Here is a 20,997-nt window from a genome sequence, read left to right as displayed (position 1 = left end):
AGGTTCGTCCCGCATCGAACCAACGCGCGATTACGCCTGGCGGGAGGCCAGTTCGACGACCGTGATGTCGGACGGCGCGCCCACCCGCACCGGCGGCCCCCACGCACCCGCCCCACGCGTCACGTACAACTGCGTGTCGCCGTAACGCTCCAGTCCCGCGAGCGTCGGATTCGCCAGGTCGGCGATGAAATTGCCTGGCCAGAGCTGTCCGCCGTGGGTGTGCCCGGAGAGCTGGAGGTCGACGCCGTGCTTGACGGCGTCGTGGATGACGACCGGCTGGTGGGCGAGGAGCACGGAGGCCCGCGAGCGGTCCCTGTCGCCCAGCGCCTTGGCGAAGTCGGGCCCGTGGCCCTCGCTCTCGCCCGCGATGTCGTCCACGCCCGCGAGGTCGAAGCCGGGCAGTTCGGTGCGGGCGTTCTCCAGGGGCCGCAGGCCGAGTTCGCGTACGTGGTCGACCCACTGCTCGGCACCCGAGAAGTACTCGTGGTTGCCGGTCACGAAGTACGCCCCGTGCCGCGCCCGCAGCTGCGCGAGCGGCGCGGCGGCGGGACCCAGGTCCTCGACGCTGCCGTCGACCAGGTCGCCGACGACCGCGATGAGGTCGGGCTGCGTGCCGTTGATCGTGTCCACCACGCGCTGCGTGAAGCCGCGTCCGAGGATCGGCCCCAGGTGGATGTCGCTGACCACCGCGATCCGGAACCCGTGCGCCCCGCGCGGCAGCTTGGCCAGCGGCACGGTGACGCGCTTCACGCGAGGGCCGCGCAGGACCCCGTAGCTGCCGTAACCGACCGTTCCGACGGCGACGGCCGCGGCGGTCCCGCCGACGACGCGGGAGACGAAGAGACGGCGCGAGGGCGCGGTCGGCTGTGCCCGCACCGGAGCGGGGGCAGGGTCAGGGGTGGGTGCGGGGTCGCCCTCCGGCTGGTCGGGGGCGGGGCCCTCCGTAGAGGTCGACTTCGTACGCCGCCGCAAGAAGAAGGGCCGTACGACCTCACCGGCAAGAAGGGCGAGCACCAGGTAGATCGACAGCGCCATCCACATGAAGCCGGGCCAGGCCAGCACCTTCTGCAGCCAGAACGGCGCTCCGGCCCGCTCGCTCGCGACCGCCGCGAACATCAGCAGCGGCCCCGCAACGAAGACCACGGCGCCCGCACGCCGGGCGAACCCCGGCCCGGACGTGGTGTCCCGCACCAGGCGCCGCCAGGCGTACCACTGCATCGCGGCGAGGGCCGCGAGCGCGGCGAGGCCGATCAGCACGAACAGGATGACCACGGTGGTGCGCCCCTCAGCAGTGCCCGAAGTGACCGATCAGCTGTAGCGATCAGCTATGACGTACGGCGCAGAGCACGGACTCCGCGCAACCCGATGGCCCCTACCACCGTCCCCAAGACAAAGGAGACGACGGCGAGCGTCAGGTGCACCCAGAAGTATGCGGTCGGGTCGCCTGCGTCATCGAAGGCGAGCCCACTGCCGTCCTTCCACAGGTTCTTGACGAAAGTGATCCACGAGAAACTAACCAGCACCACCAACCCCGACAAATGAAAGCGCAGGCCAGCACCCATGAGCCAAGATCTAGGCATGTCACCCTTCGTGTCCCACAACGTCCCTGACGCCGAACTCGACGTGATCCGGGTCTTCCTGTACGCGCGGCAGTCCGCTGGACGCGCTGACGGCTCCGAAGTCTCCACGGAGTCCCAACTTGCCGCCGGACGTGCGTTGGTCGCTGCACGCGACGCACAGAGCCCTAGCGTACGTTGGGTCGTCGCCGGCGAGTTCGTTGACAAGGGCCGAAGCGGGTGGGACCCCAACGTTGTCCGCGCAGACTTTGAGAAGATGATGACCCGCGTACGCGGCAGCGAAGGTGACGTTGTCGTCGTCAACGAACTGTCACGGCTCACGCGCAAGGGGGCTCACGACGCGCTTGAGATTGACAAGGAGTTCAAAGAACACGGCGTGCGCTTCATGTCGGTGCTTGAGCCGTTCCTAGACACGTCCACCCCAATCGGTGTCGCAATCTTCGCGCTCATAGCCGCGCTCGCCAAACAGGACAGCGACCTGAAAGCCGAACGCCTCAAGGGAGCGAAGGACGAGATTGCGGCAGTGGGCGGAGTGCATTCTTCGTCAGCACCGTTCGGCATGAGGACCGCGCGAAAGAAGGTGGGCAAGCTCGTTGTGTCGGTCCTTGAGCCTGACGACGAGAACCCGAAGCACGTTGAGCTAGTTGAGCGCATGGCCAAGATGTCCTTTGCCGGAGTATCGGACAACGCCATAGCAACGACGTTCGAGAAGGAGAACATCCCACCCCCCGGAATGGCAGAGAAGCGGGCCACGGAAAGACGACTAGCGGCAATCCAGAAACGCCGAATCCACCCCACAGACAAGCCGATCACGTGGCGCGCTCAGACGGTCCGCTGGATCCTCAACCACCCTGCCATTGGGGGCTTCGCATTCGAGCGAGTGAAGCGCGGCAAGGCTCACGTCAACGTCATTCGGCGCGACGACACCGGAAAGCCCCTGAGGCCACACACGGGCATTCTCACGGGCTCAAAGTGGCTTGAGCTACAAGAGAAGCGCAACGGCAAGCTGAACCCCGATCGCAAGCCCACCACCGACGTTGAGGCGACACTTCTAAGCGGGTGGATGTTCCTTGGGTGCGGAATCTGTGAGGGGTCCATGGGGCAAAGTCCTGGGGGCACCAAACGCAACGGGGAAACGGCGGATGGCAACTACATGTGTTCCAACCCCAAGGGGCACGGCGGGCTGACCGTCAAGCGAAGCGAAATCGACGAGTTCGTTGCCCGGCGGGTATGGCAGCGCCTAGCCACAGCCGATATGGAAGACGAAGACGATCAGGCATGGGTAGCGGCAGCAGCGGAACGGTTCGCGCTGCAACGCGACTTGGCCGGCGTGGCAGATGACCGACGCGAGACACAAGCCCACCTAGACAACGTCCGGCGCTCAATCACGGATCTCCAAGACGACCGTAAGGCGGGGCTCTACAAGGGTAGGCAGGAGCTTGAGACGTGGCGTGCGACGGTATTGCAGTACCGCACCTACGAAGCCGAATGCACCGAACGCCTTGAGGAGCTAGACAAGCTGATCAACAGCAGCACACAGGTCCCGGCGGAATGGTTCAGCGGCTCCGACCCCCTCAACCCCGAAAGCCTATGGGCGAAGTGGGACGTGTACGCACGCCGCGAATTCCTGGGGTTCTTCCTTGACGGTGTACGCGTGGGCAGGGGTCGTGACCCGGAGACCAACAAGTTCGTCCCGATGAAGGAGCGTGTCAGCCTTCTGTGGGCAACGCTGCCCGAAGAGGACGAAGAGGACAGCGAGACAACCGAGACGGAGCTAGCAAGTCTCTAGGCCACAGCGGAAGGGGTCCGATCCTTCGGGGTCGGGCCTCTTTTTGTAACCTCAGGTTGTTAGTTAGGCTAACTACCTACCGTGATCCTGCATGACCCCCCGTGAGAATCCCCTTCGTGACCTGGACTTATGCAGTAGTGCAGTTCTGTACCTGATCTTGGTAACACTATAGAAAAGCTATAGAGAAACGGGACGAGACTGCAAACCTACAAACTTGCACCACCCGCTGTCAGCCGGCGGACCACAGCAACCCCCGCGCGGGAATCCCCTCCGCTCTAGGAATCCCTTCCGCTCTAGTAGTAGTGAGCCGGAAGAGGTAACGCGCACCCTTCCACATCAGATACGGCGGTCAGAACCCACCGGCTCATGAGTGTCTGCGTGTTCCCCGGTCTCTCACCGGGTTGAGCCACAGCACTTCGGATCAGTAGCTCAATCGGCAGAGCAGCGGGCTCTTAACCCGTGCGTTGTAGGTTCAAGTCCTACCTGATCCACTCGTAGTGATGCCTACTCTCAAGAGTGGGTAGGGGGGTACTCACCCATAGGGGGTACCTACAGAAGGGGGGTGGGTAGCCCATGCGTACACGGTGTCTCGAATGTAGGGAGTGGGCTACCCACAGTGGTAGGTGCGCACTGCACCACAGCCACTACACAGCACGTAGGTCCGTGCAGTCTCACATCAAGAGGCGCGAGGCAATAGCGCGTGGCAACAATGCTGCCGCTCGTCTTCGCAGGGCTGTGCGCAAGGCTGTTGCTGGGCAGTGCACTACATGCATGGGTTGGTTCCTGCCTTCTCAGGTAGACATTGATCATGTGTTGCCCCTTGCCAAGGGTGGCGAAGACATTGGCACCAATGTGCAAGTGCTCTGCAAGCAATGCCACAAGACGAAGACGGCAGTGGACTTCGGCAAGCGCCCCTTCTAGGGGGAGAGCGCTCCGAAAGTTCCCGCCAATTCCTCTCAGCGATCCTGGCCCCAGCTCGAAAAACGCGCGCTAGGTGCATGGTCGTTTTTGGCTGAGCGTGACTGCCGCTCACCTGGGGTGACAGCACGAATGCCCCACTTTGTACCCGCCACGAAGGCACCCGCTAAGGGGGATGAACGCTCCGTTAGGGGGTGCCATGAGCCACGCTAAGAGCCCTGAGCTACGCACCGGAAACGCCAACTACGCCGCTGAGGCTGAGGCACCGGTTGTGTACGAAGGTCGCGCTCCCCGTGCTCCGGGTCACCTGGGTAACACGGGCAAGGAGATTTGGCGCTCAGTCTGGCAAGCCGGCTCAGGCGCCTACTCCCCCGACACCGACCGCAACCTGATCCTTCGGTACGCGGAACTGTACGACCGACGCTCTCAGCTCCTTGACGCTGTGGACGCTGACGGTCTCATGACGATTGGCAGTACGGGTCAGCCTGTTGTTCACCCGGCAATGCGGTACGTGGAAAGCACGGAGAAGGAACTTCGCGCTATCGAGACCGTCATTGGCTTCACTCCCGAAGCGCGTATGCGTCTCGGAATCGTGGCTGCCGAAGCCCGCAAGGTTCAAGCGGGACCCGAAGACTTCTAGGCAGGGGGTGACCGGTGAGCAAGATTGATCCGGTCATCGCCCGACACATTCCCGCTGACGCGCCGTTCCCTTCGGAGGGGTTCCGCGTCACGAAGTGGATTGAGGAGTTCTGCTATCTGACTGGCTCATTCGCCGGACAGAAGTTCACACTCCTTCCGTGGCAACGTGAACTCCTCGTTGACGCATACCGGCTTGAGCAAGACGCGTTCGGTCAGTGGAAGCGCAAGCATCGTATGGCCGTTGTGTGCATTGCCCGTAAGAACGGGAAGAGCACGATTGCGGCAGCCATCATGCTTTACCACTTGATCGCTGATCGCGCGGACATGCAACGTCAGGTGATCGCTGCGGCGAATGACCGCAATCAGGCGCGTATGGTTTTCGACGCGGCCAAACAAATGGTCAACGCGTCCCCGAAGCTCAGCGCCGTGTGCGACGTGCAGCGCGACATTATCCGGTACAAGGACAACACGTACCGGGTCGTGAGCGCGGACGCGGGGCGGCAACAGGGTTTGAACCCGTGCGCTGTGTCGTTGGACGAGTACGCGTTCAGCAAGAACGCCGATCTGTTCGACGCGCTGACGCTGGGTTCTGCCGCGCGTAACCAACCCATGACTTGGGTGGTGTCGACCGCCGGCCCTGATCCTGACGGACCGTTCGCCGCACTGTGCGAGACCGGTGAGCGTGTGAACTCTGGTGAGGTCAGTGACCCCACGTTGTTCTACCGCTCATGGGGTCCGCGCATCGGTGACACCGTGGACCACCTTGACCCGGAAGTCTGGAAAGCGTGTAACCCGTCGTACGAGATTCTGAACGAAGACGACTTCAAGGCAGCCGCTCAGCGGTCAACGGAAGCGTCGTTCAGGATTTACCGCTTGTCTCAGTTCGTGCGTGGCGCGTCTACGTGGCTGCCTCACGGGCTGTGGGACAGCCTTGCAGGGGACGACGACCTTCTACCCGGTCAAGCCGTTGTGTTGGGCTTTGACGGGTCATGGAAGGGTGACAGCACAGCGCTCGTGGCTTGCCGCGTTGAAGACCTTCGGGTGTTCGTCCTAGGCCACTGGGAAGCGCCCCAGGGTGACGCTCATTGGCGCGTGCCCATGCCCGACGTGCGTGAGGCATTGCGGGAAGCGTTGGACATGTACCGGGTCGTGAACCTTGTCGCTGACCCGTACCGCTGGGAAGAGACGCTAGACAACCTTGAGGCTGAGGGCTTCCCGGTTGAGGCGTTTCCGACGAACTCACTCGCGCGCATGGTGCCTGCCACTCAGGCCGTGTACGACGCGGCTCGTGACGGTCGGATGAGCCACGACGGCAACCCGTCTCTTGCTCGCCACATCGGTAACGCGGTCATTCGTGAAGACGCTCGTGGTGCGCGCATCACGAAGGAACATGCTTCGTCGCGCCGAAAGATTGACCTTGCCGTTGCCATGATCCTTGCCGTTCACGGCGCTGTGATGTGGCGCGAAGACAACGGGGACTTCGTCAATACGGCGATTCTCGCCACGTACGAAGACGACGAAGGCGTTCACATCATCGGCGGAGAAGCCGGGATGTTCGACGACTAGCCCACTCTCAAGAGTAGGCAGGAAGGGGGACCCGGTGGGTTTCTGGTCAGACCTGATCCGCCCGAAGGAGACCCCGACCGAATCGCGTGAGTGGGTGCCGTATGACCCAAGCTTGTACGGCACCCTGACCGCTGCTTCTGGTGAGCGGGTGACTCCGTCCGACGCGCTTCAAGTGAGTGCGGTCTTCGGCTGTGTCCGTCTGCTCTCGGAGACGATTGCCACGCTGCCCGTCGCCACGTACACGAAGCGTGGTGGGTCTCAGCGTGCGATCACGTCCCCCGATTGGCTGGACTACCCGAACGCGGAGCCGGGGGGTATGGGCAGGATTGACATTCTGTCTCAGACCGTTCTCAGTCTCCTGCTTGATGGGAACGCGTACCTTGCCGTTCGTTGGCAGGGTCCGAACATCGTAGGGCTTGACGTGCTTGACCCTACGGCCATCATCCCGCACATGGTCATGGTGGACGGTCAGCGCCGGAAGGTGTTTGAGGCGTTCGACGTAGACGACGATGGCAATGAAGTACTGCTTGGGTGGTTCACGCCTAGGGACATTCTCCACATTCCCGGGATGATGCTTCCCGGTGAGTTCGCCGGCTGCTCCCCCATCACGTACGCGCGTGAGTCCATCGGTCTCGCTCTCGCTGCACAGAAGTACGGGAGCAAGTTCTTCGCGAACGGCGCTGTCCCCGGTGCGGTTGTTGAAGTTCCGGGCACCATGTCTGAGGACGGATTGAAGCGCGCGCGTGAAGCGTGGCGCACAGCGAACACAGGCGTTGACAACTCTCACCGCGTCGCGTTGCTGACCGAAGGTGCGAAGTTTTCCAAGGTGGCCATGAGCCCCGACGAAGCACAGTTCTTGCAGACGCGACAGTTTCAGGTTCCTGAGATTGCGCGCATCTTCGGTGTTCCGCCTCACCTGATCAGCGACGCTACGAACTCCACTTCGTGGGGCTCCGGTCTCGCTGAACAGAACATCGCATTCAGCATGTTCTCTCTGCGCCCGTGGCTTGAGCGCATTGAGGCAGGGTTCACGCGCCTTCTGTACGCGGAGTCTGCCGACCGCTTCCGCTTCGTGAAGTTCGACCTTGACGAGATCAAGCGTGGCGCTCCGAAGGAACGTATGGAGTTGTACTCACTCGGATTGCAGAACGGCATCTACAGCATTGACGAAGTCCGCGCGGCTGAGGATCTTCCCCCGCTGCCGGACAAGTTGGGTAAGGCGTACCGCGTCCCCATGAACCTTGCTGAGGTTGGCGCGGAGCCTGAGCCCGAACCTGAGCCCGCCGTTGAGCCCCCCGCTATCGAACCACCGGCCGAAGACGAGCCGGACGAAGAGCCGGCCGAAGACGAGCCGGAAGACGAAGGGGGTACCGATGACTGACCTTGAGCGTAGGTTCGCGGTCAGCCCACCGGAAGAGCGCAAGGCGGACAACGGCGCGATCGTGATGCGCGGTTACGCCTACCGCTTCAACGAGCTGAGTCACGACTTGGGCGGCTTCCGTGAGCGGATCGTTCCGGGTGCTGGGGCTCCGTCGCTGCGACAGAACGACGTACTTGCCACGTTCAACCACAACGTCAATGCCCTGCTTGGGCGGACGGGTGCGGGAACGCTCCGGGTCGGTGAAGACCGTGAGGGCGGGTTCTACGAGATTGACCTACCCGACACCACGACCGGCCGTGACGTTGCCGCTCTCCTCAAGCGTGGGGACCTTCGCGGTAGCTCCTTCACCTTCCGCGTGCTGGACGGTGGGCAGCGTCGGGCAGATGACGACGACCCTGAGACCGGTCTCCCCGTTCGGGAGATTACGGCCATGGACGTTGCCGAAGTCGGACCGGTGGTTAACCCGGCTTACCCGACTACTCAGGCAGCGCTTCGGTCCGTCGAACAGGCGCTAGGCATAGGGGACTTCGCTCCCCCTCCGCCCGAATCTGAAGAGCGAAACGACACACCGGCTTCCGACACATCGGAGCCGGTTCCTTTTTTCAACGAACGGGCGCTTCTCCGCGCTCATGAAAGGGCGGGTGCCTAATGGACGCGAAGACCCTGAGCGCCAACTTTGAGGCTCGTGAGCGTGCAACGTCTGAGCTTCGTTCTCTGACTGACGAGTTCGCCGGTAAGGACATGTCCGCTGAGGCGCGCGAGAAGGAGACCAACCTTCTCACTGCCATTGCGGACTTTGACGGTCGGATCAAGCGTGGCGTTGACGCTCTCGCTGCGACTGAGAACGTCACTTCGCTCATGCAGGGGCTCAAGGGCTCCGGCAGCAAGAAGGACACTCAGGACAAGCTTGCGGACGCTGCGACTCTGCTTCGGTCCCTGGGCGGGGCTGACGGCTTCGGCAAGATGCTTGAGTTCCGGTCGGAGCACGGTGACGTTGAGACCCGCGCTGTTGACCGTCCCGGCAACCCGAACGTCCTGAGCCGGACCCTGTTCGGTCAGCTCCTCGCTCAGGCTGTTGAGCGCTCCACGATCATGCGCAACGGTGCGAGCATCGTGACCACGTCCAGCGGTGAGCCGATCGACTTTACCGTTGTCAACGGTCGCGCCTCCGCGTCCATCGTTGGCGAGAACGGCACCATCCCTGAGAGTGCTCCGAGCACCTATCAGGTTTCGGTGGGCGCCTACAAGTACGCGTACGCGTCCACGGTGTCTAGTGAGTTCATCGCGGATCAGGCGCTTGACCTTGTCGGCTTCCTTGTCGGGGACGCGGGTCCGGCCATCGGTGACGGTATGGGCCGACACTTCCTGACCGGCACCGGTACGGGTCAGCCGAAGGGCATCATCACGTCTGCCCCCGCTGCCACTGCCGCGTTCGCGCTTGACTCGGCTGACGGTGTGGTTGCTGACGCGCTCATTGATCTGTCGTACGAGCTGACTCAGTCGTACCGCCGGGACGCTAAGTACGTCGTGGCGGACAAGACTGCCGCGCTCATGCGCAAGCTCAAGGACGCGAACGGTCAGTATCTGTGGGCTTCCGGTCTCGTGGCCGGCGCTCCGGACACCTTCAACGGTAAGCCGGTCCTGACTGATGACGGTGTGCCTGAGACGAAGGTTCTGTTCGGTGACCTGAGCAAGTACCGGGTCCGCCTTGCCGGTCCGCTCCGCGTTGAGCGCTCCGTTGACTACAAGTTCATGAATGACCAGATCGTGTATCGGTTCATTCAGCGCGCGGACGGTCTCCTTGTGGATGAGCGCTCCGCGAAGGTTCTGACCATTGGTGCGGGTGCCTAATCCCGCTTGACGGGAAGGGGGTCAGCCCACTCTCAAGAGTAGGTTGCCCCCTTCCCCGCTGAGGGGGTCACGTGGCGTACGCCGATATTACAGACATTCGCGCGCTGGACGGCTTGGAAGACTCCGGGCTGTTCAGTGACGCGCTTCTGTCCGAAGCAATCGACTTCGCGGTTGAGACCGTTGAAGTCTACTGCGGGCAGAAGTGGGACACCGTGGACAACCCCACCCCGGAAATCATCCGTTGGTGCGTGCGCACGATTGCGCGTCAGTACGTGCTTGACACTGTGTCCCGCATTCCTGACCGCGCGCTACAGCTTCAATCCGAATTCGGAAGCATTCAGCTTGCACAAGCCGGGGGCTCGTTCCGTCCGACTTCGCTGCCGGAAGTGAACGCGAAGCTGAATCTGTTCCGCGCGCGGTTGCCGTTCATTTTCATGTAGGGGGACCGCGTGGCGTTCATGTTTGAGACGAAGTCCGCGCTGTTCGATCGGCTCAAGGCTTCGGTTCCGGCCGGAGTTCAGTGCACCTACGCACAGACCGGTGAGGATTCCCGGCGGCAACAGGTGTGGCTAGGCGCGTCCACTGACGACGACCTTGCGTCAGCCGGCATGCGAGAAGGCCGGAAGCCCACGAACGTCACGGGCTACGTGGAAGTTCACGCCGTAGCTATCACCCCCGGTAATCCGATCGACGCGGAACGCTCCGTGTACGTGCTGCGGGACAGCATCACTGACGCGTGCGCAACGGTCGACAGAACGGCCGTGACGGGGCTCGTAGACCTTCGGCCGGAGTCAGCCTCAGTCGAGACTTCCGAGACGACTGACGGAGCGTACAGCGCTCTCACAGTTCGCGTCCGCGTTCGTGGTCGCGTTTACCAGTAGAAGGGGGCGCAAGCATGGCGCTTGACGCAAGCATTGGCATTGGGCAGGAGTCCACTTACGGGACGCTGTCCGGCACCGTTGAGGGGTACGAAGGCCACGCCGACTCGTGGAAGACAACCCGTGAGTTCATTGAGTCTGTCGGCTTCCGTGCCGGTATGCAGACCAACCGCGCTGACCGCCGGAACATCGTCAACATGGGTGGCGAAGGCGAGCTTGAGATTGACCTTCTCGACGCGGGGGCAGGGTCTCTCTTCGCTGCGGCGTTCGACAAGGCCACGGTCACGAGCAACGGAGACGGTACGCGTACGTGGGTCTTTGAGACTTCGTCTGACGTGCAGTCGCCTTCGTTCTCGGCGCAGATGGTTCGCCCCACCGTGGACGGTACGAAGGTTGCCTACAAGCACCTGGGGTGTGTCGCCACTGAGTGGGAACTGACTGCCGAGACCGAAGAGGCTTCCATTCTCACGGTCGGCTTTGACTTCCGGGACGTGACCCACTCCAAGGTTCCGGGTGACATCATCGCGCCCACGTATCCCGCTGAGTCGTACCCGTATGACTGGACGCGGACGAGCATTGCGCTGACCCGTGACAGCAACGCGGTACCGCTGAACGCTACGAAGCTTGAGCTTTCCGGGGACCGTGGCCTGAACGTTGACCGTCGCTTTCTGCGGGGGAACGCGCTCAAGGAGAAGCCCGTTCGCAACGCCATGCCGACTTACGAAGGCAGCCTTGAGGGTGAGTTCTCGGTTGAGTCGCTGGGTCTGTACGAAGCATTCATTGCGGGTGAGCTGTGCGGGCTCACGGTCAACATGACCGGTTTGATTCCGAGCACGTCTCTGAAGATTGAGGCTCCGGCCGTTCAGTTCACGGGTGAGTCCCCGGAAGCGTCCGTTGACGAACTGACCTTGCACAACCTTCCGTTCCGAATCCTTGACCCCGGTACTACGGGTGTTGCCGCAATCAAGGTCACGTACACGGAGCCGGAGCCGGCCACGCCTTAAGGAGTCTGCTCGTGTCCCGTAGCAACTACACAGTTCAGGTTGACGGTCTCCGTCAGTTTCAGCGGAACGTGCGTCAGCTACGGGACAAGGAGCTGAACAAGACGATCCGGGGAGCGAACAAGAAGGCCGGTGAACTTGTCCTCCCCGCTGCTGTGCGTGAGTCCCCGGACGGGAAGAGAGACGCGAAGTCGTCTAAGAAGTACCGTCCGGGTCGGCTGGACAAGTCCATTAAGGTCGTCGCTTCTCAGAAGTCGGTGGCCATCAAGGCGGGCTCAGCGTCCCGTGTTCCCTACGCTCCCGCAATTCACTTCGGTTACCGGAAGCGCAATATCGGCCCGAACAGATTCCTCTACCGCGCAATGGCGAGAAAGAGCCAAGCCGTTAGCGCGACATACGAGCGCCTGATTTCTCAGATCGTTCGCGACTACTTGGAGAGTTGATATGCCCGCTCAGAAGCCGAAGCCTGTTGCTGACGACGTTCTGTCTCTGAAGATGGACAGCCTTACCGTTGGCGAGATCTGTGAGATTGAAGAGATCATTGACGGTCCGCTGGACAGCATGGCGAAGGCCGGAACCAAGAAGGGCAAGCTGATCCTTGCCATGGCCTATGTCGTCAAGAAGCGCACGAACCCTGAGTTCACCCTTGATGACGCGAAGAACCTTCGTATCGAGTTCAAGGGCAAGGCGAAGGCGGACCCTACCGTTCCCAACGCGTAGTCATGTGCGCTCGCCTCATTGGCCACTTCAAGGGGCTTACGTGGGGCGACGTGCAGTCTCTCGAACTGAGGGACTTCCGCGCGTTGGTTGATCAGATGAGCGATGACCTTGAGGCTCAGGAGAAAGAGAACAAGCGCGCTCAGCGTGGGGGACGTGGCCGTTCGGCCGGCGGTAACGGGGAGCGCCGTACTCCCGTGATGACGTAGGGGGTGCGCTGTGGCTGATCCTATTCGGATCACACTCATTGGTGACGCTGACGACCTGTCTCAGACTCTTGATGATGCTGGTCAGGAAGTCAGCAAGTTCGGGGAGATTGCCGGGGGGCTTGCTCTCGCTGCGGGTGGCGCGATTGCCGCCGGTATCGGCATGGGCATTATGGAAGCCCTTGAACAGGGGGCAGGTGCGGACGTGCTTGCCGCTCAGTTGGGCGCGTCTCCCGCTGAGGCTAAGAAGCTTGGTGAGGCTGCCGGAGCCGTGTATTCGGACGGTTACGGGGAATCCGTGGCTGACGCGAACGAAGCGCTCAAGAGCCTTTGGCAGCAAGGTCTAGTTCCCGCCGGGGCTACCGCTGACGAAATGGCGAACATTTCCAAGCAAGCCATGGACGTTGCAACGGTCTTGGGTGACGAAGTTGGCCCTACGTCTAACGCGGTCGGGCAGATGTTGAAGACCGGGTTGGCGAAGAACGCGACCGAAGCGTTTGACATTCTCGTCAAGGGAACGCAGGAAGGTGCGAACAAGAGCGAGGATCTTCTAGACACCTTCAACGAGTACGGCGTCCAGTTCAAGGGCTTGGGACTCGACGGTAAGACGGCAATGGGTCTGCTCTCTCAGGGGCTCAAGGGTGGCGCGCGTGATGCTGACCTTGTCGCTGACTCGCTCAAGGAATTCGGGCTTATCGTCCGTGCGGGTGGCGCTGACGTTGACGAGACGTACGCGAAGATCGGCCTGTCCGGTAAGGACATGACGAAAGCCATTGCGGAAGGTGGTCCGGCGGCAGCGAAGGCGCTTGACCAGACGCTTGACGCATTGCGGAACGTCAAGGACCCTGCCGAACGCTCCGCTCTCGCTGTGAAGCTTTTCGGTACTCAGGCTGAGGACATGCAAGACGCGCTTTTCGCGCTTGATCCGTCTAAGGCTGTTCAGTCGCTGGGCAAGGTTGATGGTGCGGCGAAGTCAGCCGGCGAGACCATGCACGACAACGCGGCGAACAAGGTCAAGCAGTTCACGCGTGGTCTTCAGACCGGAGTGGTTGACTTCCTGGGAGCGGTTGTAATCCCGGTGGTCGAGACGTTCGCAACGAAGCTTGCGGTTGTCGGTACTGCCATTCAGTCAGCCGCGTCTTTCGTGACTCAGCACAGTACGACGTTCAAGATTATCGCCACTGTGATCACGACCCTAATTCTCCCCGCGCTCGTGCAGTGGCTCATTCAGCAAGGCATCACAGCGGCCGGAGTAGTGGCGGGTTGGGTGACAACGGCAACCGCGTCGGTCACGTCAGCAGCAACTCAGGTGGCCGCGTCGTGGTCAACGATCGGGGGGTGGATAGCGGCGGCAGCACGAGCCGTTATCTCCGGTGCTGTGATCGTTGGTCAGTGGGTTCTCATGGGCGCTCAGGCCATGCTTCAAGGCGCGCGTATGGCGGCAGCGTGGTTGATTGCCATGGGCCCCATTGCGCTGATCATTGCGGCAATCGTCGCGCTTGCTCTGATCATCTGGCAGAACTGGGACACGATCAAGCAGTGGACGCTAGACGCGTTTCAGTTCGTTTGGGATTGGGTCAAGAAGGTCTTTGGCTGGCTCAAGGATCTCTTCCTGAACTTCACGGGTGCGGGCTTGGTCATCAAGCATTGGGACAAGATCGTTGGTGCCACGCGAACGGCCTTCTCCTCCGTCAAGAATCTCGCGAAGAGCGCGCTTGACGCTGTGGTGAACTTCGTAACTTCGCTCCCCGGTCGCATCCTCAGCGCGGGTCGTTCCATCCTCAACGCGGGCAAGTCCATCGGTGGTTACGTCATTGACGGAATCAAGAACGGGCTTTCCAAGCTGGGCGGGTTGGCTTCGTCGCTCGCTTCCGCTGTAGGCCGTGCCGCGAAAGGGGCGATTAACGGGGTCGTCGACCTTCTCAACTTCGCGATTCCGAACAAGTTGGGTTGGGGCAAGCTGAGCATTGATCTGCCCGACAATCCCATTCCGAAGATCCGCGCCATGGGTGGTCCGGCTTCCGGGGTCGTGCGCGTCGGTGAGCGCGGGCCGGAAGAGGTTTACCTTCCGAACGGTTCGCGCGTTGTACCGAACCACTCGCTTTCAGGCGGCAGCGGAGTCACGGTCAACGTCCAGACGAACGCCGATCCGTTCGCGATTGGGCGTGAAGTCGCATGGGCGCTGCGTACGTCGCCGGCGTAGGTCAGCCCACTCTCAAGAGTAGGCAAGCAAGGGGGATGGCATGGCGGGGCTGAACGACTGGACGTGTGAGTACAACGGGCTAGTCATGGGGGAACCTGACTCCGCCGTTTCCATCGTCGCTATGGACGGGCTGTTGACGCTGCCTGAGATTCGGTCGTCTGACCTGACTCTTGTGCAGCGTCACGGCTTGTACGCGGGTGACGACTACATGAACGGCCGAACGGTGACCGTGACCCTTGAGGTTTACGGCAGCACGCGTGAGGAGTTCACTCAGGCGCTCATGGGTCTGCAATCAGCGTTCATGCCCTGTGAAGTTGAGAAGCCTCTTCGCTTCCGCTTTCCGGGCGTGGCCAACGATCAGACCGGGTACATCATGGCGCGTCCACGGAAGCGGAGCGCTCCTCTTGACCTGAACTTCGCGAACATGGTTTGCAACGTCGTCGTTGAGCTGTTCGCCACGAGCCCGTATGTGCTGGGCGACGTTGCCCGTGAGGCTGTGGTGCGGAGCTACGAACGCGAAGAGGACACGTCCGGGCTCACCTTCCCCGCTGCTGTGCCATGGCAGGTGCGCGGGTCGGGTGCCGCTCCCGCTGATCCGGTCACGTGGCTGACTCAGTACGGATCGGTCAACGCTCGCCCCATGGTCACCATCACGGGCGGAGCTTCCCCCACGCTGTGGGACGACACGACGGGTTGGCACTTCTCCGTGAACTATGACGGGGATTTCGTCGTTGACAGCGCCGGACAGACCGTGACCACGACGCACGGGGACGACATTACGGGACTCGTCAAAGAGGGCTCTGTCTGGCCGGAGTACGGTCCCGGGATTCACCGACTGAGGCTGACGAGCCGAGACGAATTCACTTCCGCACGAGCGGTCATTTCCTGGGTAGAAAGGTGGGTCTAGCATGGCGGGCTTTGCATGGTTCCAAGAAGGCGTTACGTACGGCGGTAACGACCTTGCAAGCTTCAACAGCCTGAGCGTGCCGCGTCTCGGCATGACCCACTTGTTCGCGTCCACTTCTGAGTTCCTGATGAACAGCGATCAGCCTTCGCGCACTGTGGCCGTTGGCGCTGGGAACGTGCTCGTGGGGCTTGCTGCGGGTGGCGCTACATGGGCATGGTCTCCGGGTGCGACGGTGGCTGTCCCTACCGCGTCCAGCGTGAACCCGCGTCGGGACCTGATCGTTGCCCGTCTCACCACGCTTGCCGCTGACGGTACGAACGGCTTGGCTATCGAGATCGTTCAGGGAACCCCGGCGGCAACTCCGGTGGCTCCGAATCGTCCCGCTGAGGCGGTGGCGCTGGGTTGGGTGGACGTACCGAAGGCCATGACCACGTTCACGCTGACCGTCACGCGGCACCAGGGGCAGTACCGGGACCAGGCAGCGTTGGCCGGCCGTGCCGCTCTTGCGATCGATTGGGCGGGTCAGCTTCCGGCCGCGTCGACTGTGAGCGTGGGCGCGACCGTGTACGACGTTGGCACCAACCAGCGGTGGACGCGGAAGGGTGACGGTACATGGTTTACGGCGGACCCCGGTCCGTGGAAGCTGTGCACCCCTCAGAACGTGCAAGCCAAGGACGGAACCAACGTCACGGTGTCCGGCACGCTGTACGCCCGTGAGGACTCGACGAAGTGGGAGTTGAGCGGTCAGCTCACGTTCTCCCCGAGCAAGGATCTTGACCAACTCGTTCTTCCTGCGCTCGTCCCGTCCAGCATTACGCGCCCCACTCAGAACACCTACGGGTCTTCGGGCCAGACATTCGGTACCACGTCAACGAGTGGACTAGGCCGTCTCGCGCTCATGGCGAATGGCTCCGTTGAGTTCGGCTGTGACGGTGTGGTGGCGAACGCGTACGTCAACGAACAGTTCAGCAAGAGCCCATGGAACACGGCTTGATACCTACTCTCAAGAGTGGGCTGAGGGGGACACGATGACCGCTGCCCGCTATGAAGTAGTGCAGACGGACGCTCAGACCGGTGGGGTTGTGACGACCCTGCCGGTTGCGTCTATCTCGTACACGGAGACCTTGAACGGTTCGGGCTCCGCGTCGGTGTCAATCCCCCTCACAGCGCCGGAAGCTGACCCGACCACCCTGTACCCCGGTGCTTCCGGCTTCGCGATCCTGCGGGACAACGAGCCGGTTTGGGGTGGGCTTCTCTGGACTGCCGCCGCTGACCTGAATACCGGAGTTCTCACGCTGAACGCGTCCGGGTACCACTCGTACTACGGGGGTCGGGCGCTGCATGACGGGTACACGCGCAAGGCGGATCAGGCGCACCTTCTCCGCGATTGGTTCGAGCTGTGCAACGCGGACAACGGCATTGCGACGGACGTGAGCCGACTGACGACGACCGGGCGGATACGGTCCCGCACGTGGACGAAGTACGAGTTGAAGAACGTCGCTGAGGCAGTACAGGAGCTTGCCGAAGACGCGGGTGGATTCAACTTCCGGTACGTGCCGTACTGGACTGCGAACGGTCGGATCGGCAACCGGATTCTCAAGTCTGACCGGGGTCAAAACGCAATCCCCTTCGCTCTAGTACATAGAGAGAACTGCAACGTCACTCAGGTCAGTTACGACAGTGCAGCCATGGCCACGCGCGTATACGCGGTCGGTGCGGACAACGGCAACGGTACGAAGCTTGTCGGTATCGCTGACAACGAAGACCTTGCCGCCCGTATGCCGACTAAGCACGTGGTGCAAACGTTCAGCGACGTGAAGACCACTGAAACGCTGCTCGACAAGTCGGCTGCCATTCGTGACGCGGGACGTGAGCCCGTAGCGATTCCTTCTCTGACGCTGTATCCGGGCGCGTTCAGCCCCACTGAGTTCGTTCCCGGTGACTTCGGCGCAGTCCAAGCCGATTCCGGGTACGTCGCTCTCCTCTCTGACTTCGTGATCACGGAGCGGAAGACGGATGTTGACGTGAACGGTACGGAGTCAACTTCCCTGTCTCTCGCTAACAAGGAGTTGTTCACGAGTGCCGACTAACGCCAACGCGCTTCCACCCTCTCTGGTCACTGAGCTGAGCGAGATCAAGCGCCGGCTGAACGCCGTTGAGCGCGCGCCTGATGTCCTTGCCAAGTTCGACCGTTACCCCACCACTGAGTGGGCAGCGATCGGACGCGGCAAGGTGGGCGGCAACGTGTGGTCATCGTGCGGAATCGCCAACGTCACGGGTCTCGTGTACGACCGTATTGAGGCGAAGTTCATCACCGACCGCATGATCACGGGCAAGGCTGAGGCTGAAATACGCTTCGCTGCCTTCCGCCATTTCGGGAACGCTCAGACGGAGTGCGTCAGTGCGTCCCGCTCGTTCATCATCCGTGGCGACACGACGCGTCGAATCGGTACGTGCGTCTTTCAGTGGGTTCACGGAATCCCCTTCGGTTGGGACTACGAAGACGGGGACGCGACGTACACGATTGAGCTGCAACACAAGTACGTGAAGGGACCTACCGCTGAGGTTCCCGACCGGCGGCAGATTCTCGGGTTCACCAAAGCTGTGAGCACGAACGCCCCGGACAGTGGCGCGCTCAAGATGCCGAACAACGAGGCATACGCAACGGCTGTGATTTCGGAGAACCGACCGGGTGTCTCCCTGGGATGGCTCACGGTATCCGATCCGGGGGAACTCGACCCGTACGACGGTTCTTACAACGTCTCGAACATGCACTACTGCGTTGGCCTTGCCGCTGATCGCGCCCCGAAGGCCACACCGGACGGTTGGCACTACTTCTCGGGTGGCGATACAGCGGACGGCAGCGCTGGAAACGTCAACGATCCGTACTTTTAAGGAAGCACGCACATGGACCTTTCAAGCCTTGTGGGGGCTTCTGAAATCGCCGGCGGCGCTGCCCTCTTTCTCATGCTCGTCTACCGGCAGGTTAAGACCGGTGCGCGGGATGCATGGCGCGAAGAGGCTGAGGCGCAGACAGCACGGGCCGACCGTCTTGAGACGGAGCTGAGCCGACTCACGGAGACCGTCAACGAGCTACGGCGCGAGAACCGTGAGCTTCGCACGCACATTGACCGACTTCTGAACAGGGGGACAGATGAGCATTCCCAGTGAGACATACCCGCTTCCCCCGACCATTGCGACCGTCAAGGTTATGGGGCAGTACCGGGGGCCGGACGGTAGGGGGCTACAGGGTTCGGTCACCTTCTCGGGTCCCCCGCTCCTCACGTTCCCTGACTCAGACCTGTTCATCGCCGGCCCGGTGGTCGCGCGTCTGGACGAGTACGGCAAGTTTGAGGTGACGCTTCCCGCTACGGACAACGAAGGCATGAGCCCTTCGGATTGGTCGTACACGGTGAAGGAGAACCTGACCGGAGTCACAGGGGCTCGTACCTATGCGCTGATCCTGCCGAAGGGGTCAGGCCCGGTCGACCTTGCGGACGTGGCTCCGTCTGACCCGACAACTCCCAACTACGTTCCGGTGGTTGGGCCGGAAGGACCCGTTGGACCAGAGGGACCCATAGGCCCGGAAGGACCCGCAGGACCGATCGGCCCCCAGGGTGTGAAGGGTGATCCTGGCAACGGCTCTGTGGACAGCGTGAACGGCCATCTTGGGCCGGAAATTGAGCTGACTCCGGAAGACGTTGACGCTCTCCCGAAGTGGGGTGGGCAGATTGACGATGGCAGTCTTTCGATGAACACGACTGCCGGACCCGGATACCGCACCTTCTCATTCAAGACGGCAGGTGTGACCCGTTGGGCGTATCAGGTCAGCAACGCGGCTGAGTCGGGTGCAGATGTCGGCTCGAACTTTGAGCTGAGCAACTGGACTGACGCGGGTGTGTGGAAGTCGTCTGTCCTGTACGGCAACCGTGCTACGGGTGCGTTGGGTGTCGGTACGAACACTCTGGCCACGGGCGCGAAGCTCACTGTCAACGGTCCTGTTGCGTTGCGGAACGTGTCGAGTGTTCCGGCTCCGTCTACGGCAACGGCGATCGTCTACAGCGAAGCCGGTCAGCTCAAGGTTGTGCAGTCGGACGGGAAGCGTCACACGGTCGGCCCTGTTGATGGGGAGATCAACGTTCGCGTGTACGGCGCGAAGGGTGACGGTACGACTGACGACGCTCCGGCATTCCGCGCGGCTCTTGCTGCTCTCTCCGCGATCGGTGGGGGCACGCTGAGGGTTCCGGGCGGAACGTACTTGATGGACTCCGCGTACGGTGCGTGGCCTGCGCCTTGCTTGTACGTCAAGGACAACACCAACATTGAGTGCTCTTCGGGCGCTGTGATCCGGCGCGGACTGACCATGGGCGTTAACCGGCTCGTGCAGAACTTTGACGGTACGGAGTCGAACGCCGGCTACAGCGGTCACGGCAACATCCGTATCACCGGGGGAACTTGGGACGGCAACTCTCCGGCGAAGGTGGGAGCGGGCAACATGTTTGCCTTCGCCCATGGCAGGAACATCACGCTTGAGAACGTGCGCGTGATTGACCAACCCAACAACCACGCAATCGAGTTGAACGCTGTTGCGGGTGGTCGCGTGATCAACTGCCGGTTTGAGGGCAGCGTGCCGAAGACGGACAGTCCACAGACGACCGAAGCCATTCAGATTGATGGGGCTTTTGGGGACGTTGGCCTTGAGGGCGGGCTTCCGTACGACAACACGTTCAGTCAGAACATTGTGGTGGAGAAGTGCTACGTGGGCGCGTCTCCGAAGAACGGGCCATGGGGCGCGCTTGTCGGGTCTCACGCTGGGTTCGCGGGTGGCCAGTATCGGCGCATCATCGTCGTCAACAACACGATTGACGACACGTTGGTTTACGGCATTCACGCGTACGACTGGTATGAGTCTGTGATTGCGAACAACTCGATCTACAGCACTGCCCCGACAACCTACCGATCAGGCATTCGCGTCACGTCCGGCAAGACGAAGTGTGACGGTGTGATCGTGTCGGACAACGTACTCAACAACGTTGGCGGCAGCGGGTACGGCGCGATTGAAGTTGAACAACTGAGTGGCGCGACGCTTGCGGGTGGAATCGTCATCTCAGACAACATCATCAGCGCGTACTCAGGCGACGGTTTGCGGATCACCGCTGACGCTCCTCAGCTCAACGGCAATCTCATCCGTGCTGCGAAGGCCGGAGCCGTGAACGGCATCAACATCATTGAGGACGGCTCACACGGCAACGTCTCAATGAACCGAGTGACCGGAAGCGTGTCGAACGTGATTCCCGCCGGAACCGTTGGCGGGCTCAACGACCCGGCTTCCATCAACCCCACCTAACCACCAACTCACTTAGC

The 20,997-nt window shown here is 61.8% G+C and carries 20 protein-coding genes and 1 tRNA gene; 19 read left to right on the top strand and 2 right to left on the bottom strand.

Going from position 1 to position 20,997, the window contains the following annotated elements:
- Positions 1 to 30: 30 nt before the first annotated feature.
- Together ACWFRU_RS15310 and ACWFRU_RS15305 are read right to left on the bottom strand one after the other, a co-directional pair.
- The gene (locus ACWFRU_RS15310) at positions 31 to 1,272 is read right to left on the bottom strand and encodes a metallophosphoesterase (RefSeq protein WP_453687088.1); all 1,242 of its coding nucleotides are present in this window, start codon (positions 1,270 to 1,272) and stop codon (positions 31 to 33) included.
- Between the two features lie 53 nt (positions 1,273 to 1,325).
- A complete protein-coding gene (locus ACWFRU_RS15305; protein WP_453687086.1) occupies positions 1,326 to 1,562 on the bottom strand; it encodes an SCO4848 family membrane protein in 237 nt (78 codons plus the stop codon).
- A gap of 16 nt (positions 1,563 to 1,578) precedes the next feature.
- On the opposite strand from ACWFRU_RS15305, the gene ACWFRU_RS15300 reads away from it, so the two are divergent.
- From ACWFRU_RS15300 to ACWFRU_RS15210, 19 genes are all read left to right on the top strand, one after another.
- The gene (locus ACWFRU_RS15300; protein WP_453687084.1) at positions 1,579 to 3,366 is read left to right on the top strand and encodes a recombinase family protein; all 1,788 of its coding nucleotides are present in this window, start codon (positions 1,579 to 1,581) and stop codon (positions 3,364 to 3,366) included.
- A gap of 418 nt (positions 3,367 to 3,784) precedes the next feature.
- Positions 3,785 to 3,857, top strand: a tRNA-Lys gene (locus tag ACWFRU_RS15295).
- Positions 3,858 to 3,939: 82 nt separating this feature from the next.
- Positions 3,940 to 4,287, top strand: a complete 348-nt coding sequence (locus ACWFRU_RS15290) for an HNH endonuclease (RefSeq protein WP_453687082.1) — start codon at positions 3,940 to 3,942, stop codon at positions 4,285 to 4,287.
- Between the two features lie 268 nt (positions 4,288 to 4,555).
- Positions 4,556 to 4,924, top strand: a complete 369-nt coding sequence (locus tag ACWFRU_RS15285) for a phage terminase small subunit P27 family (RefSeq protein ID WP_453687592.1) — start codon at positions 4,556 to 4,558, stop codon at positions 4,922 to 4,924.
- Positions 4,925 to 4,938: 14 nt separating this feature from the next.
- The gene (locus ACWFRU_RS15280; protein ID WP_453687080.1) at positions 4,939 to 6,489 is read left to right on the top strand and encodes a terminase large subunit domain-containing protein; all 1,551 of its coding nucleotides are present in this window, start codon (positions 4,939 to 4,941) and stop codon (positions 6,487 to 6,489) included.
- Positions 6,490 to 6,601: 112 nt separating this feature from the next.
- Positions 6,602 to 7,870: a phage portal protein gene (locus ACWFRU_RS15275; protein ID WP_453687078.1), complete on the top strand. Its 1,269-nt coding sequence runs from the start codon at positions 6,602 to 6,604 to the stop codon at positions 7,868 to 7,870.
- A complete protein-coding gene (locus tag ACWFRU_RS15270; protein ID WP_453687076.1) occupies positions 7,863 to 8,519 on the top strand; it encodes an HK97 family phage prohead protease in 657 nt (218 codons plus the stop codon). The genes ACWFRU_RS15275 and ACWFRU_RS15270 overlap by 8 nt, the downstream gene beginning before the upstream one ends.
- On the top strand, positions 8,519 to 9,721 hold the full coding sequence (locus ACWFRU_RS15265) for a phage major capsid protein (protein ID WP_453687074.1): 1,203 nt from the start codon (positions 8,519 to 8,521) through the stop codon (positions 9,719 to 9,721). The genes ACWFRU_RS15270 and ACWFRU_RS15265 overlap by 1 nt, the downstream gene beginning before the upstream one ends.
- Before the next feature lie 71 nt (positions 9,722 to 9,792).
- On the top strand, positions 9,793 to 10,161 hold the full coding sequence (locus ACWFRU_RS15260; RefSeq protein ID WP_453687073.1) for a hypothetical protein: 369 nt from the start codon (positions 9,793 to 9,795) through the stop codon (positions 10,159 to 10,161).
- A gap of 455 nt (positions 10,162 to 10,616) precedes the next feature.
- Positions 10,617 to 11,603 carry a phage tail tube protein gene (locus tag ACWFRU_RS15255; RefSeq protein WP_453687071.1) on the top strand — a complete coding sequence of 329 codons (987 nt, stop codon included), beginning with the start codon at positions 10,617 to 10,619 and terminating at the stop codon, positions 11,601 to 11,603.
- A gap of 11 nt (positions 11,604 to 11,614) precedes the next feature.
- Positions 11,615 to 12,043 (top strand): hypothetical protein, encoded by a 429-nt coding sequence (locus ACWFRU_RS15250; protein WP_453687069.1) that lies wholly within the window; start codon positions 11,615 to 11,617, stop codon positions 12,041 to 12,043.
- A 1-nt stretch (position 12,044) separates the two neighbouring features.
- On the top strand, positions 12,045 to 12,320 hold the full coding sequence (locus ACWFRU_RS15245; protein ID WP_453687067.1) for a hypothetical protein: 276 nt from the start codon (positions 12,045 to 12,047) through the stop codon (positions 12,318 to 12,320).
- 216 nt (positions 12,321 to 12,536) lie between these two features.
- Entirely contained in the window at positions 12,537 to 14,726 is a 2,190-nt protein-coding gene (locus ACWFRU_RS15240) for a phage tail tape measure protein (protein WP_453687066.1), read from the top strand.
- Between the two features lie 40 nt (positions 14,727 to 14,766).
- Positions 14,767 to 15,633 (top strand): hypothetical protein, encoded by an 867-nt coding sequence (locus tag ACWFRU_RS15235; RefSeq protein ID WP_453687064.1) that lies wholly within the window; start codon positions 14,767 to 14,769, stop codon positions 15,631 to 15,633.
- Between the two features lies 1 nt (position 15,634).
- Entirely contained in the window at positions 15,635 to 16,627 is a 993-nt protein-coding gene (locus tag ACWFRU_RS15230; RefSeq protein WP_453687062.1) for a hypothetical protein, read from the top strand.
- Positions 16,628 to 16,661: 34 nt separating this feature from the next.
- Positions 16,662 to 17,723, top strand: a complete 1,062-nt coding sequence (locus tag ACWFRU_RS15225; RefSeq protein ID WP_453687060.1) for a hypothetical protein — start codon at positions 16,662 to 16,664, stop codon at positions 17,721 to 17,723.
- A complete protein-coding gene (locus ACWFRU_RS15220) occupies positions 17,713 to 18,528 on the top strand; it encodes a hypothetical protein (protein ID WP_453687058.1) in 816 nt (271 codons plus the stop codon). Before ACWFRU_RS15225 ends, ACWFRU_RS15220 begins: the two co-directional genes overlap by 11 nt.
- 12 nt (positions 18,529 to 18,540) lie before the next feature.
- The gene (locus tag ACWFRU_RS15215) at positions 18,541 to 18,804 is read left to right on the top strand and encodes a hypothetical protein (protein WP_453687056.1); all 264 of its coding nucleotides are present in this window, start codon (positions 18,541 to 18,543) and stop codon (positions 18,802 to 18,804) included.
- A complete protein-coding gene (locus tag ACWFRU_RS15210) occupies positions 18,788 to 20,980 on the top strand; it encodes a glycosyl hydrolase family 28-related protein (protein WP_453687054.1) in 2,193 nt (730 codons plus the stop codon). Before ACWFRU_RS15215 ends, ACWFRU_RS15210 begins: the two co-directional genes overlap by 17 nt.
- The last annotated feature ends 17 nt before the right edge of the window (positions 20,981 to 20,997 follow it).

It is taken from the genome of Streptomyces sp. NPDC055099, from assembly GCF_053607685.1.
The sequence above is the reverse complement of the archived record's forward strand: the minus strand, read 5'-3'. Positions and strand labels throughout refer to the sequence as shown.

Bases quoted from the DNA above. Each gene is read 5' to 3' on its own strand.
- ACWFRU_RS15230 (WP_453687062.1), top strand. From the start codon at position 15,635: ATGGCGGGCTTTGCATGGTTCCAAGAAGGCGTTACGTACGGCGGTAAC.
- ACWFRU_RS15210 (WP_453687054.1), top strand. From the start codon at position 18,788: ATGAGCATTCCCAGTGAGACATACCCGCTTCCCCCGACCATTGCGACC.
- ACWFRU_RS15255 (WP_453687071.1), top strand. From the start codon at position 10,617: ATGGCGCTTGACGCAAGCATTGGCATTGGGCAGGAGTCCACTTACGGG.
- ACWFRU_RS15305 (WP_453687086.1), bottom strand. From the start codon at position 1,562: ATGGGTGCTGGCCTGCGCTTTCATTTGTCGGGGTTGGTGGTGCTGGTT.
- ACWFRU_RS15265 (WP_453687074.1), top strand. From the start codon at position 8,519: ATGGACGCGAAGACCCTGAGCGCCAACTTTGAGGCTCGTGAGCGTGCA.
- ACWFRU_RS15290 (WP_453687082.1), top strand. From the start codon at position 3,940: ATGCGTACACGGTGTCTCGAATGTAGGGAGTGGGCTACCCACAGTGGT.
- ACWFRU_RS15270 (WP_453687076.1), top strand. From the start codon at position 7,863: ATGACTGACCTTGAGCGTAGGTTCGCGGTCAGCCCACCGGAAGAGCGC.
- ACWFRU_RS15225 (WP_453687060.1), top strand. From the start codon at position 16,662: ATGACCGCTGCCCGCTATGAAGTAGTGCAGACGGACGCTCAGACCGGT.
- ACWFRU_RS15300 (WP_453687084.1), top strand. From the start codon at position 1,579: ATGTCACCCTTCGTGTCCCACAACGTCCCTGACGCCGAACTCGACGTG.
- ACWFRU_RS15235 (WP_453687064.1), top strand. From the start codon at position 14,767: ATGGCGGGGCTGAACGACTGGACGTGTGAGTACAACGGGCTAGTCATG.
- ACWFRU_RS15215 (WP_453687056.1), top strand. From the start codon at position 18,541: ATGGACCTTTCAAGCCTTGTGGGGGCTTCTGAAATCGCCGGCGGCGCT.
- ACWFRU_RS15245 (WP_453687067.1), top strand. From the start codon at position 12,045: ATGCCCGCTCAGAAGCCGAAGCCTGTTGCTGACGACGTTCTGTCTCTG.